Genomic DNA, 12,544 nt, shown 5'->3' on the forward strand with positions numbered 1-12,544 from the left:
CCGATTGCCTTACATTCGTAAAATAGTAAGCGTACAATTGCCGCTTTTCCTCTTTACACCTTTACAAACTTCTTACACGCAGTTTGTAAAAGGATTGATAGATAGTTTCGTTTATCCATATCTGTTATCACAACTTTTCTATGGTAACATTAAAATGATTTTTATAGAAATGAAAGTGTACTTTCTTCACGTAATTGACATACCTTTTGATGGTAAACAGAAAAAAGCCTCTGCTTTAGACAGAGGCTTTTTTCACTTTCTTCTCATGAGCTCGTACGCGTCAGCCACGGAAGAATAAGATATTGAAAGGTTTTGTTGTACACAACAATCCGGTTAAGATAATACGGATCGTTGTCTTTTGTAATAACATGAGGGGCTAAAATAGCTGCTTGGTGAAAACCAGCATCTTTCACAATCTTAGCTACGTCATCATTTGTATTGCCGTATGGATAGGCAAAGTAAACGGGGTCTATTCCTAAATGGTTCTTAATCGTTTCTTTGCTTTTTCGTAAATCACGAGCAAACGCGCTGTATTTAGCAGGCGTCAGAAATAAAGGCTTGTCTTCTTCTAAACGGTGCATATCATATGTATGCGAACCGATTGTCGCAAGGCCGCTGTCTTTCATTTCTTTTAGCTGACTCCATGAAGCCATATTTAAATTTTGAAAGTCCTCTGCTCCCACTTGTCCTGCGATTACATATAGCGTAAACGGAATGTTTTCCTTTTTCAAAATTGGAAAAGCGTTTTGATACACGGTACGGTCAATATCGTCAAATGAAATCCATACGCAGCGTTTTGGAAACGTGCCTTTTTGCTGATACGTTTCAATATCTTTTGGCGTAACAAACGTAGCGTCAAGTTCCTTCAGCTTTTTTAACTGTTGTTCAAAATCATTGCTGTAGACGCTGTACTCTGTCAGTTCGTCAGACTTTGTAACTGAGCTGACAATTCGATTAAACCAATTATGCTTGCGCACGCGATGATAATTTAAGCCTAAGCATCCGTTCGTCTCAAGCGCTGGCTCCACGGTCGTTGTTGCTTTCGCCTTATCTTCCCAGTTCACTACTTTAAAGAAAATAAAGCCAACTACCGCTGCCGCAACTAAAAGAAAGAATACATATTTCTTCATGCGTGCTTCCTCTCCTCAGTATGTTTTAACGGATTAACATCAAACTCGATGTACTGTGCACGCTGAAGCTCTTGAATTTGATCCTTCGATAAAAGCTCAAGACGCTCTAAATCTTTAATACTCGTATACGCCGGCTCTTTTCGTCGGTTTAAGCTTCCAAATCTCTTTTTGTTGTAGAATCTCCATAAAAACAGAGCTAGGAAAAAGAAGCAAAAAATAGCGAGTCCAATTACTAAAAACGTTCGAATTTCGCCGTTCGTCGTTTTGAACGCAATTTTTAATACCCCGCTGTAACGGTCATTTACGCCGATAACAGCTGAAAGGAAAAACCAAAGAACAATGGCACAATACAGCCAAAAAACAGATGAAACAATGATGCTAATCACGAATCGAGCAAGAGGCTGCTTAGCTTGAATCATGATTTGCTCTTCGTTAAGCCGCGGTCTGGACTGCTCCATGTGGCATAGCCTCCTTTCACTCTAGATCTGATAGCACGAGGAAATGCGCCCACTACCACAATCGTATTCACAATCCAGTAAAGCGCTGGGTACCATGCAGCCCATACGTAATACCGCTTCACGTTGTCGTATTTCGAATCAATTTTCAACGCAATAAACAGCTGAATTAAGCTCATAAATACAAGGGAAAATGACGTAAACGTAAACCAAAACAGTATGTCTTGAGGACTGCTCGCGGTAACAAGCAGCATGATCGTCACAAACAGCCATGCGAATGACCAAAGAGTACTGATCCACTGCTCTAGGTATACAATCCAAATTCTGCGCTGCTTCCATTTTAATAACACTTTCCAGTGGCGAAGCATTACCTCTTGCCCACCTTGAGCCCAACGTACTCGCTGCTTCCAAATTCCTTTTAAGGTTTCGGGCACAAGCATCCAGCACAATGCCCGCGGTTCATAGCGGATATCCCAAAAGCGCTGCTGCAGCTTCCAGCTTACGGCGATATCTTCCGTAATCATGTCACGATCCCACAGCCCGACGTCCACAAGTGCTTTCTTTCGAAAAGCCACTACTACGCCTGAGACCGTCATTACTTTTCCTAAAATTCGCTGTGTTCGTTTAATAGAACCGATAATAGAAGAATACTCAACTAGCTGAATGCGACTCAGCAGCGTATTACGGTTTCGAATGCGCGGATTTCCGGTAACGGCTCCCAGCCGTTCCCCTTTATGAAGAAAATGATGGATTAGATAATACGGAGCGTCTTGATCTAAAATAGCGTCTGAATCTAAGCAGATTAAAAACTCAGCTTTAGATGCGTGCGCACCTAAATGCAACGCGTTGGCTTTTCCTTTATTTTCATAAAGCTGAATCACACGAACTTCAGGGTGATTCCTGCTGATTTCCTTTAAAATATCAGCTGTTCCATCGGTGCTTCCATCGTTAATAAGAATGATTTCTTTAGACGGATAATCTAACGCCAAAAGGTGCTTAAGCGTTTCTTCAATCGTTTCTTCTTCATTATAGCAAGGCACTAAAAAGCTCACTAACGGCCAATCAACTGTTGAAAAATCAACTTTAGGATCTCGGTCGCGATAGCGTATGTAAATAAGCGTGCCCGCAATCCAAAATAAAGACATAATAAATGGATACCAGAAAACAAAGCTCGCGAGCTTTTCAAATCCAGGTATTAATACGTGTTGCATATTCATTTTTCTGACTCCTTCATACCAATTAAAATTGCACAGAGTGACAATTTTATCATTAAATTGGTTAAATAGAACATAGTAATTTTAACCATCTAAAAAAAGAGTCTTTTAAACTACGTTTATTCCTATATTATACAACCCCTTTATGTAAGTAAGAAGCACCAATAAAGGATGGGCAAGTTACCTACTTAAAGAAGTGACATATAGTATCACTGTAGATTTCTTTCACCATAAAAAACGTGAGGGTTGCAGCTAGTATATGAAAGAAATTCTTTCCCTAAGGAGGAATAACAAATATGAACGAACAAATTCAAAAACTGCTCAATAACTTAATTCAACTTGAACACGTCTCTTCAACTTTGTACCTAGCTATGTCTAACTATATGAATCGATTAAACTATAAAGGAATGGGCAGCTGGCTACGCCTGCAGTCTGAAGAAGAACGCACTCATATGCTAAAACTTATTGACTACTTAGTTGACCGCGGCGGAACGGTTGAATTAAGTTCTTTACCTGCTCAGCCAAGTGAGTTTGGGACACCGTTAGAAACGTTTCAAAAAGTATTGGAGCATGAAAAGTTCGTCACAAATTCTTATCGTCAAGCGTTTCAATTTATCAGCCAAGCGAACGATCCTCAAACCCTAGTCATCGTGCAGGACTTTTTGAGAGAACAAGTCGATGAAGAAGCTCAGGCTCAGACAATTGTAGACCGCTTAAAAATTGCTCAAAATAACCCTGCAGCTATTTTTATACTCGATCAAGAACTAGGACAGCGAAAAGCTGCGCCGGCAGCGGGCGGAGCAGCTGCGCAAGGTTAAACGCGCAGAAGAGCACCGAACAATGTACAAAAACAATAACACGCCTCCCGTTTCCTTGCTTCGAGTTGGGATTCATCACGGCTATTACGGCTATCCGCCCAATGTGTACGACGCCATTCAAAGGCTTATGAATCAATATATGCATCAGCTTCACTATCATCGTCCTCAGTACGTTCACGTGTACTACGTGCACCCTTCTCTTATTCACTACTACCTTCACTGAGTGGAGGAAAACAGGAATTTTGTTTCATGAAGAAATTCACCGCTTTTCCACCTAATTCAGGAATTCCAATCAAAAATATGGATATTTATGCTAATATAAAATTTGTTAATCATATAAAGAAATAATATTAGCGGGGTGTCATATGGATAATCAATACGTTGTAGGATGGGGAACGCTGGCTCTAATTAATGCCGGATTAGCGCAAGGTAAAAATCGAACCGGTCTGAACTGGTTCTTATTATCTCTTGCTTTAGGACCGCTTGCTACCTTCATCTTACTGCTGGTTGAAAAACGATAAAATTAGCTCAAAGCTCATTACATTGAGCTTTTTTCTTTATTCTTCAACTATAACTGCTCTCCAAAACAAGTAAAAAAAGCACTGCTTGAAATTTTTTTCTAGGCTTAATATGCATAAATCTATTCATCATTCAGACTGAGTTCCGCGGCATTTTTTGATTAAAAACCTACATCTACTCTTTAGAAATAGGGTATTGGCCCTTTTTAAGCCTTTTTTTCTTTCTCTTCTTGCGATAAAACCAAAAGAAAGAATAACGCTTTTATTCTATGCTTTTTCAATTATAGATTAACTTGTTTTCTTCAGATGATTACCATTTACACGGGAAAGCTGTGCATCTACTGAATGAGGTCAAACTTCCTGTATTTCTCAATCTGTAGGATGAATAAATACTCATTTGCTTCATTTGACAAAGAAATAAATGCTGTGTAATTTAAGTAACATACCCCATCTAAACTGTTTTTAGAAAGGATTAAGTAGCAAGATGCGTACAAAAAAAGAAGAGTGTATAATTGATGAAATGGGAAGAGTATCCCTTCCTTCTTTGTTTATGCAAATAACGAAACTCGAGACGAACGACAAAGTTCTTTTACGGAGCTGTGATGATTGGATTATTATTGATCATCATGATGAAAATGTCCCCGTTCCTTCTCATATCTTCATTCGAACAATTGACCATATGGGTAGAATAGTCATTCCCAGATCCCTACGAGATGACTATGAACTTAAGCCCTTTGATTATGTAGAACTATACTTAGTAGAACAGCAAATTGTTGTGAAAAAAAGAGACGAAAAATCGATAGCGCTTTCACAAAAACCTGCGGCGTCTCCTCCTTATTATGCATCATTAACCGGACGGCAGATTCAGCTCACTTCTGAACTGTTAACGTCAGTCGAATTGGGTGCAAACATGGAGGTTCAATTTTTTATTAACCAAGAAAATAACATTGTGATTCGAAAATATGAAATGAGTTTTGGTCAGAAAACGTCTTTAACATTTACGGCTCAATCTCGAAAAATTGATGACCGTTTTCGACTTACTATTCCTAAAAAGCTGCGAGATGATTTCTCTATTCACTCAGGTACAATGTTAAAAATAAAGAAGGGCAATAAGCAGCTAATTTTAGAAAAAGTGGAAAATGAAAAAGAGATTAGCAGCGTATTATCTCAGCAAATAGACGCAGCAATTGTTGAAAAATTACCGAAATAAGAACGACGCCAAAAACAAATGGTTTCCTACGGATTCAAAGCAAAAGCTAAGAGTTACGCATAGACTGACCCTTTCTATACTCAACTCTTAGCTTTTAGACTTATCTTTTTATTTCTTTATATATTGTCTCTACTGGATAATCGCTAAAGCGGCTCATCCACTCTTTTACTGTGAGTGTGATACGATCTCGATATGCAGGATTATTCGTGTAGAATTTCACCTTGTCACTGTCAACAATTAACGCTACGTAATAATAGCCTTGCTTATCATACTCAATGATTCCTTCCATAAGCGTATACAAACCGGTTACTCCACCTGACAGCGCTGTCGCTCCTAAGCCGTCTAAATCTTTTTCTTCATGGACGATTTGAAAGTTATCAACAAGCGCTTCGTAGTCATTTCCTACAAGTTTTTTCACATTTTCATCCTGTTTACTTGGAAGGATATCGAGTTCTGATAAGGTTTTCGTATGTTCTGTGATCTTTCCTTTTTTATACGTGCCGTCAAAAGAAACATTTAACCCACCGTAATAGGAACAGCCTGGAGTAGCATCAATTTTGATTTCTTTTTGACTTAACGTGAAGTTTAGTACGCATTCCGTAGCTTCTTCCATGTCTTTATAAATAGCTTTATTTCCTTTCACCTCTGCTTTTCCTTCTATTCCTCCTGCATGCGCACCGTATACTGCACCTATTGTAAAATTAAAAGAGCCGCTTGTTGAATTAGTGATGGTTAACCCTGCTTCTTGATGATGAATATCTCTTGACCATTCTCCATCATAGTTGCCGCTGCTTTGATTCGATGGTGCTGATGTTTTTGTTGAAGCAGTGTTCTCTGCCTTAGAAATATCCTTTAAGCGTAATTGATCGCCCGACCATACCGCTGAATATACCCAATCATACTCCTTTATCTTTTCTGAACCATTAGGCTGAACAATCATAATCACTTCATGAGTTTGGATATCATAAGCAGAGCCTGCTTTTTTAAAGTCAACCACTTCATAATCTACTAATCTTTCTTGAATTCCTTTGCCATGTAAATGACTAATTAAAGACTGCTGATCTTTATAAAGAGAACTTCCTTTCACCAGATAGCTGTTTACTTCTTTAAAAGAACCGTTGTTGATTCCTTTTATTAAACCTTGCAAATAGGACTTGATTAATATATTAGCCGTTTGTTTTGTAGGGGTGGATATGTTGTTTTCATCTTTAACAGAGGCTGTATTACTTGTTGAAGAAGTGCTTGACTTTTGATGGTTGCCCTTTTCCTTATCATCATTTTGCTCCGATGTATGAATAGCACTTTCTTTTTGTTCAGAATGTTGAGCACTTGAAGTGATACTTTCTTTTTCGTCGCGGGAAGATACCTCATTTTGCTGACAGCCGCTTATGAATAAACTAACCGACAGCAGAATACTAACCACACTGACGCTTATAGTGGAACGTTTCATGACTTCTCCTCTTTTCTTCTCTAGTTACACAGAACGATTCATTAACACTTATAATTATACTAAAATAAAACACTATTTCCATATCCATCAAAATAATTGTAAATAATTTGAATATATGATTATAATAAGATACTTTGCATAGAGGAGGCTGATTTAGTTGAAGATCTCAACAGGAGCTGAATTTTACGATAATGACGAGACGTTTTTGGCTTATACAAAATGCAGGCAGCAAAAAGAAAATGCCAACGATACGATTGAAAAACCAGCTATTCTACAGCTTCTAGGTGATGTTACAGATGCAAACATTTTAGACTTAGGGTGTGGAAACGCTGGGTTTGGCGTGGAGCTTCTTGAACAGGGATGTTTCTCTTATACCGGAGTAGACGGCTCGATCAATATGATAAACGCAGCTCAGCAACAGCTTTCAAACTATCCAAATGCAAGAGTGCTGCATGAATCGATGGAGCATTATACTCCACCTCGTGACACCTACGACTTAGTTACCGCAAGACTGTCTCTCCACTATATAGAAGACTTAGCTTCCATGTTCATCAAAGTGAATCAAGCACTCAAACCTGAAGGAAGATTTGTTTTTTCCGTTGAACATCCAGTCATTACTTCTACTCTTCAGCCTTCCGCTCTCCGCACAAACTGGACGGTGGATAACTACTTCTTCACGGGATTCCGTCAGCAACACTGGATGGGTGGATACGTTCAAAAGTATCATCGCACCCTTGAAGAGTACTTTTCTTTGATGCAGCAAAGCGGATTCACCGTTACAAATTTAACAGAAGCATGTCCTCAAAAAGAACATTTCGACAGCGCTGAAACTTACGAGCGTCGAATGCGTATTCCTTTGTTTTTACTAATGAGCGGTGTGAAAAATAGATAAACGAAAGACCCTTTGCTTTCCGGCAAAGGGTCTTCGTAACTTTCTTTAATATATGTTATTTATTCACGCTCACGTTATAAAATACAGGGCCTAAATTAAAATCATAGCCTTTTACATGTGTAGACACGGCGTTAATATTTACTTTATGACCAATTAACGTAAACGGAAGCTCATCCCATACGTATTTCTGCGTAGCATCAATAGATGGTCTCGCATCTTTTACAGAAGCAGCCGCTTTAATTTTATCTAAGTACTTTGTTGATTTCTCAACAGGAGCGCCCCCTGACGTCCAAAATCCTTGGAAAATGGTTGAACGCGCCGCCCAGTCTACCGGGTAAATATCCCATGCTTTAGGATCATTTACTTTATCTGTAAACGTTGCCCAGTCATACACTTCTAGCTTTACTTTTACACCGATTTTTTCAAGCTCTTGCTGGACGATAACAGCCGTATTGTACTGATCTTGATAATCGCGTGAAGTTAAAAGACGCAGTTCCTGCCCGCTGTATCCAGCTCTTTTCAAATAGCTTTTTGCTTTCTTTTCATCATGCTGATTGTACTCTTCTTTTCCTGCTTCACTGTAATAGTTAGGAAATTTTTTATTCACAATCGATGAAGTCAGTTCATAATAATCGGAATCGCCGTATGAACTTGATAAAATATCTTTTGCATTAATCGTGGCATTTACAGCTTTTCTAGCATTTAAATCGCTAAAGAACCCTTCTTGCGTGTTATAAAATAAACCAATAAATCCTCCTGGAGCCAGCTTGTTCTTAACGTTTTGCGTACTTTCAATTTGTGACGCATTGTCGCTTGAAACCCCTAAGGCAATATCAAACTGTCCAGCTGTAATGCCTGAAATTCTAGTAGATTCATCGCTTAAAAAACTAATTTTAATTTCATCTACGTGAGGAGTCTTTTTAATTTTTCGTCCTTTTGAAGAATAATCTTTAAATCTCTCTAGCGTGATATATTGATTCTTTTTCCATTCCTTCACTTTAAATGGCCCTGTGCCAACGAACTCAGTAGCTCCTTCAGCAGGTGCTTTTTCGATAATTTCTTTTGGAAAAATAGCGGCTGCCGGAATTGGATCTGCTAGCAGTGCCAGCGTATTCACGTTCGGTGTTTTCAAATGAAGCTCAACCGTATAGTCTCCTGTTCTTTTAACTTGTGCACCAACAAAGTTTGTTTTGCCAAGTGAAGACAGCTTAATCCAGCGGTTAATCGAAGCTTCTACATCGTCCGCTGTCATTTCCTTTCCGTTATGAAACTTTACGCCTTTTCGCAGCTGAAACGTGTAGACTTTTTTATCATCGCTTATATCAATTTTTTCTGCTAAATCAGGCTCTACATTGCCTTTACTATCAAAAATAACAAGTCCTTCGTAAATATTTCGCGCCGCATCTTTAACTGAAGAATTTCCAGTAATCTGAGAATCTAAAGTTGTTGGCTCGCTTTGAAACGCAATGTTTAGCGTACCTCCGTCTTTTTGAGCGGCACTGGTGCTTTTATCGCCTGAGCTTGCTTGATTATTGCTGCACCCGGCAACAAATAAAGCAATCACAATAAATAATAACCATTTCACCTTAACCTGTTTCAACGTCATTCCCCCAATAATTAAAATCACTTTTTAAAACCCACTATTTTTGTAAGGTTAGTAGGAATATAAACCATCCTACCACCTTTCCATTTGTTTGTGAAATTAGCAAAATTAAACTGTTTCTTTGCAATTACTGATTCAATTTTTCTTGTTTCAATTCTCAATTCTTAGTATGTTTATAAGTAAAGTATTTTATCTAAAGGAGGATATTATGAACTCTGCCATCCGTCTTCATACTAAAGAACATATTGCAACGATTGAACACTACAAACAAGCTTTATCTCTTCTATCATGGGACGCAAAAACATCCGCTCCTCTTAACAGTCAAAAGCAGCATGCAACCATTCAAGGCACGCTTTCCAAAGAGCTTTATTTGCTGCAAACAGATCCAGCCTTTGCAAAAGAATTGCAGCATCTTCAAGAACAAAATCTAAGTCAACTACAGCAAAAACAAGTACAGCACTATTGGAATATCTATCAAAAACTTTCCGCTGTACCACTGGAAGACTATCATCAATTTTCTGTTTTAAAAGCTTCTACTCATGCTCTTTGGTCACAGGCTAGAGAGCAAAATAACTTTAAGCTCGTTGAAGACAACCTGCTGCAGCTGATTCATATGCATAAAAGATTTGCGGAGTACCGTAATCCTCACCTCGCTCCTTACGAACAGCTTTTAGAAGAATATGAGCCTGAAATTTCTAGTGAAACCATCGATTCGCTTTTTCAACAAATTAAAGATGCTATTCTTCCTTTGCTGACAAAAATCAAACGCTCCTCGGTTACACATGATACATCGTTTCTCCACGAATCGTTTTCGGTCGAAAATCAGCAAAAGCTCGGAAAACACCTGCTAACTGCGATTGGCTATAACTTTAAGTCGGGACAAATAGGCACCACTACCCACCCGTTTAGTGCAGGCATTCACCCTCACGACGCAAGGCTTGCAGTAAGATACGACGAACACAATGTAAAACTGGCAGCTTTTATGTTTTTACATGAAGGCGGACATTCTATTTATAATCAGCAAATTAGCTCTGAGTTGCTTGACACAGGGTTAGGCGCATACACGTCTATGGGACTGCATGAATCTCAATCTCTTTTTTGGGAACGCATCATCGGAAAACATGAAGGGTTTTGGAGAAATCACGCTCACTTATTCAAAGAGTTAGAACCTGCGATCTACGGTAATATTTCATTTGAAACTCTTTACTTTGCCTTAAATGAAGTCACACCTTCTCTTATTCGTTTGCAAGCAGATGACCTTACGTATCTGCTGCATATTATCATTCGCTACGAGCTAGAAAGAGATTTATTCGCTGACAAGCTTCGCGTCTCGGATCTTCCTTCCGCATGGAATACAAAATATGAAGCGTACTTAGGAATCAAACCAGAAACGGACATTGACGGAGTATTGCAGGATGGCCACTGGTACGGAGGAGCGTTTGGCTACTTCCCTTCCTACAATCTAGGATTTATTTATGCAGCTCAGCTACAAGAAGCCCTAATCAATGACCATCCTGACTTTGATAAAATCATTTCGAGTCAAAATCTATCGCTTATAGCAGACTGGCAAAAACAGCATATTCACCAGTATGGAAAACTAAAGACGCCAAAAGAGATATTAACTGGTCTTTCTATAGATAGAATTGATGCTCAGCCGTTAATTAATTATTTGACGAAAAAGTATGAAGAGTTGTATAAACTTTAAATTTACCATCATAAACTCCATTCACATTAATCAATCCAACTATTCCATAACATTTTGATGTTATAACAGTAAATTCCTATAGACATAATGCATATAATTTATCGTTTATATGTATTTTACGAAAGAAAAAAATCAAGTTACAGTATATAGTGTAGCAATCATAATTCCACGCGGTATTATCAATCAAAATGGATGACAATTTTCACACAACACAAAGGATTCACAAATGAACAGCATATACAGCAACAATTGAGTTGATAAACGTGACAAAAATTAAAAAGCTTTAGCACTAGGTGCTAGAGATTTTATTTCATTGGTATACAGAAATGAATACCACATTTAGATGCCGTCCTGCTGCGTGACGGCTCTTTTTGTAAAAAAGATTGTGAAAAAGTAAACAAACTAATTTTTAAAAGGATGGCTATCACATATGAGGTTGATCATAAAATTTTTTCAAATATGTTTTCTTTACGTTTTTCTCATGATAGGGAATTTTTTAAGTACCTATCTACATTTGCCTGGCAGTGTTTTAGGACTGCTTCTTTTATTTTTGCTGCTGCAGGTCAAGATAGTGAAGGTAGAGTGGGTAGAACTTGGTGCCGCTTTACTTTTAGCACAATTACTTCTTTTTTTCATTCCTTCCTCTGTAGGTATTATGCAGTACAAGCAATTTATTGGTTTTCAAGGAGCAAAAATTATTTTAGTCATTATACTAAGCACCGCAGTTGTGATGGCCTCTACCGGACTCTCGTCTAAATTTTTATCCAAGCTTAGAAAGGATGTAAAACATGAATCTACTTCTACAGATCGTTAGTATTGCAGGAACGTTTTTTATATTTGAACTGTGCAAAAAAGTGTACGGGCGCTGGAATGTTGTATGGCTTTCTCCTATTTTAACTTGTTCTGTTATTCTTATTTCTCTTTTAGCAATTTTCCATATCCCCTATCAAACTTATAACGGAGGAGCTAAGGTGCTGACAAATTTACTTGGTCCAGCCACCGTTGCTTTTGCCGTTCCTATGCACAAGCATTTTCAGCTTTTAAAAAAACATGGAGTTGAAATTATTGTGAGCATAGCAATTGGTTCTGTAGCCGCAATCGGATCTTCGTTTCTCTTTGCTAAATGGATGAAGCTCAGCACGTCTCTTATTAATAGTTTAGTACCGCGTTCCATTACCACGCCTATTGCGATGGATATGTCGAGAACCGTTGGAGGAATCCCTACAATGACGGCTATTTTTGTTATCATTACCGGTTTAGCAGGAACCATTCTAGGCCCTTTACTAATTCGAATTCTTTCCATTCAAACCATAACATCAAAAGGACTACTTCTTGGTATGGGCGCCCATGGAGCAGGAGCCTCTAAGGCATTCGAAATAGGAGAACAAGAAGGAACGTTTGCAAGTCTAGCTATGGTAGTAGCTGCAATTATTAGCATCATCCTCGCTTATACGTTTTTTCCTTTTTTTACTGAATATTCTCTTACTGATTAGAGATGAAAAAAGCATCACAACCTTTGTTAATGAAACAAAAGTTGTGATGCTTTTTT

13 protein-coding genes are annotated in these 12,544 nt (G+C 38.3%); 8 read left to right on the forward strand and 5 right to left on the reverse strand.

Annotated features, from left to right (window positions below):
- Positions 1 to 263: 263 nt before the first annotated feature.
- The 3 genes from icaB to pgaC are packed head-to-tail and all read right to left on the reverse strand — an operon-like array spanning position 264 to position 2,802.
- Positions 264 to 1,130, reverse strand: a complete 867-nt coding sequence (gene icaB, locus MKX72_RS18905; protein WP_155007726.1) for an intercellular adhesin biosynthesis polysaccharide N-deacetylase — start codon at positions 1,128 to 1,130, stop codon at positions 264 to 266.
- Positions 1,127 to 1,588, reverse strand: coding sequence for a poly-beta-1,6-N-acetyl-D-glucosamine biosynthesis protein PgaD (pgaD, locus tag MKX72_RS18910; RefSeq protein WP_047750023.1), 462 nt, complete (start codon positions 1,586 to 1,588; stop codon positions 1,127 to 1,129). Before pgaD ends, icaB begins: the two co-directional genes overlap by 4 nt.
- The gene (gene pgaC, locus MKX72_RS18915; protein WP_033579968.1) at positions 1,546 to 2,802 is read right to left on the reverse strand and encodes a poly-beta-1,6-N-acetyl-D-glucosamine synthase; all 1,257 of its coding nucleotides are present in this window, start codon (positions 2,800 to 2,802) and stop codon (positions 1,546 to 1,548) included. Before pgaC ends, pgaD begins: the two co-directional genes overlap by 43 nt.
- A gap of 293 nt (positions 2,803 to 3,095) precedes the next feature.
- Here pgaC and MKX72_RS18920 point away from each other — a divergent pair, with 293 nt between their 5' ends.
- From MKX72_RS18920 to MKX72_RS18935, 4 genes are all read left to right on the forward strand, one after another.
- Positions 3,096 to 3,617 (forward strand): ferritin, encoded by a 522-nt coding sequence (locus tag MKX72_RS18920; RefSeq protein WP_014458733.1) that lies wholly within the window; start codon positions 3,096 to 3,098, stop codon positions 3,615 to 3,617.
- Between the two features lie 22 nt (positions 3,618 to 3,639).
- On the forward strand, positions 3,640 to 3,840 hold the full coding sequence (locus MKX72_RS18925; protein ID WP_014458732.1) for a hypothetical protein: 201 nt from the start codon (positions 3,640 to 3,642) through the stop codon (positions 3,838 to 3,840).
- 142 nt (positions 3,841 to 3,982) lie between these two features.
- Positions 3,983 to 4,138: a hypothetical protein gene (locus MKX72_RS18930; RefSeq protein WP_014458731.1), complete on the forward strand. Its 156-nt coding sequence runs from the start codon at positions 3,983 to 3,985 to the stop codon at positions 4,136 to 4,138.
- 481 nt (positions 4,139 to 4,619) lie between these two features.
- On the forward strand, positions 4,620 to 5,345 hold the full coding sequence (locus tag MKX72_RS18935) for an AbrB/MazE/SpoVT family DNA-binding domain-containing protein (protein ID WP_034271259.1): 726 nt from the start codon (positions 4,620 to 4,622) through the stop codon (positions 5,343 to 5,345).
- Positions 5,346 to 5,445: 100 nt separating this feature from the next.
- Here the strand turns inward: MKX72_RS18935 and MKX72_RS18940 are convergent, their stop codons facing one another.
- Entirely contained in the window at positions 5,446 to 6,795 is a 1,350-nt protein-coding gene (locus MKX72_RS18940; RefSeq protein ID WP_155007725.1) for a TcaA NTF2-like domain-containing protein, read from the reverse strand.
- Between the two features lie 157 nt (positions 6,796 to 6,952).
- On the opposite strand from MKX72_RS18940, the gene MKX72_RS18945 reads away from it, so the two are divergent.
- Positions 6,953 to 7,687, forward strand: coding sequence for a class I SAM-dependent DNA methyltransferase (locus MKX72_RS18945; protein WP_155007724.1), 735 nt, complete (start codon positions 6,953 to 6,955; stop codon positions 7,685 to 7,687).
- Positions 7,688 to 7,742: 55 nt separating this feature from the next.
- On the opposite strand, the gene MKX72_RS18950 is transcribed toward MKX72_RS18945, so the two are convergent.
- The gene (locus MKX72_RS18950) at positions 7,743 to 9,293 is read right to left on the reverse strand and encodes an ABC transporter substrate-binding protein (RefSeq protein WP_155008234.1); all 1,551 of its coding nucleotides are present in this window, start codon (positions 9,291 to 9,293) and stop codon (positions 7,743 to 7,745) included.
- 205 nt (positions 9,294 to 9,498) lie between these two features.
- Between MKX72_RS18950 and MKX72_RS18955 the strand changes: the two genes are divergently transcribed.
- From MKX72_RS18955 to MKX72_RS18965, 3 genes are all read left to right on the forward strand, one after another.
- Positions 9,499 to 10,995, forward strand: coding sequence for a carboxypeptidase M32 (locus tag MKX72_RS18955; protein WP_155007723.1), 1,497 nt, complete (start codon positions 9,499 to 9,501; stop codon positions 10,993 to 10,995).
- A 430-nt stretch (positions 10,996 to 11,425) separates the two neighbouring features.
- Positions 11,426 to 11,809: a CidA/LrgA family protein gene (locus MKX72_RS18960; protein WP_033579963.1), complete on the forward strand. Its 384-nt coding sequence runs from the start codon at positions 11,426 to 11,428 to the stop codon at positions 11,807 to 11,809.
- On the forward strand, positions 11,784 to 12,488 hold the full coding sequence (locus MKX72_RS18965; RefSeq protein ID WP_154989873.1) for an LrgB family protein: 705 nt from the start codon (positions 11,784 to 11,786) through the stop codon (positions 12,486 to 12,488). The genes MKX72_RS18960 and MKX72_RS18965 overlap by 26 nt, the downstream gene beginning before the upstream one ends.
- Positions 12,489 to 12,544: the final 56 nt, after the last annotated feature.

This window comes from Priestia sp. FSL R5-0597, from assembly GCF_038006305.1.
In the GTDB taxonomy this organism is placed as follows: domain Bacteria; phylum Bacillota; class Bacilli; order Bacillales; family Bacillaceae_H; genus Priestia; species Priestia zanthoxyli.

Excerpts from the sequence above, each read along its gene's own strand:
- MKX72_RS18940 (WP_155007725.1), bottom strand. The coding sequence starts at position 6,795 with ATGAAACGTTCCACTATAAGCGTCAGTGTGGTTAGTATTCTGCTGTCG.
- MKX72_RS18920 (WP_014458733.1), top strand. The coding sequence starts at position 3,096 with ATGAACGAACAAATTCAAAAACTGCTCAATAACTTAATTCAACTTGAA.
- MKX72_RS18965 (WP_154989873.1), top strand. The coding sequence starts at position 11,784 with ATGAATCTACTTCTACAGATCGTTAGTATTGCAGGAACGTTTTTTATA.
- MKX72_RS18925 (WP_014458732.1), top strand. The coding sequence starts at position 3,640 with ATGTACAAAAACAATAACACGCCTCCCGTTTCCTTGCTTCGAGTTGGG.
- MKX72_RS18955 (WP_155007723.1), top strand. The coding sequence starts at position 9,499 with ATGAACTCTGCCATCCGTCTTCATACTAAAGAACATATTGCAACGATT.
- pgaD (WP_047750023.1), bottom strand. The coding sequence starts at position 1,588 with ATGGAGCAGTCCAGACCGCGGCTTAACGAAGAGCAAATCATGATTCAA.
- icaB (WP_155007726.1), bottom strand. The coding sequence starts at position 1,130 with ATGAAGAAATATGTATTCTTTCTTTTAGTTGCGGCAGCGGTAGTTGGC.
- MKX72_RS18960 (WP_033579963.1), top strand. The coding sequence starts at position 11,426 with ATGAGGTTGATCATAAAATTTTTTCAAATATGTTTTCTTTACGTTTTT.
- MKX72_RS18950 (WP_155008234.1), bottom strand. The coding sequence starts at position 9,293 with ATGACGTTGAAACAGGTTAAGGTGAAATGGTTATTATTTATTGTGATT.
- MKX72_RS18930 (WP_014458731.1), top strand. The coding sequence starts at position 3,983 with ATGGATAATCAATACGTTGTAGGATGGGGAACGCTGGCTCTAATTAAT.
- pgaC (WP_033579968.1), bottom strand. The coding sequence starts at position 2,802 with ATGAATATGCAACACGTATTAATACCTGGATTTGAAAAGCTCGCGAGC.
- MKX72_RS18935 (WP_034271259.1), top strand. The coding sequence starts at position 4,620 with ATGCGTACAAAAAAAGAAGAGTGTATAATTGATGAAATGGGAAGAGTA.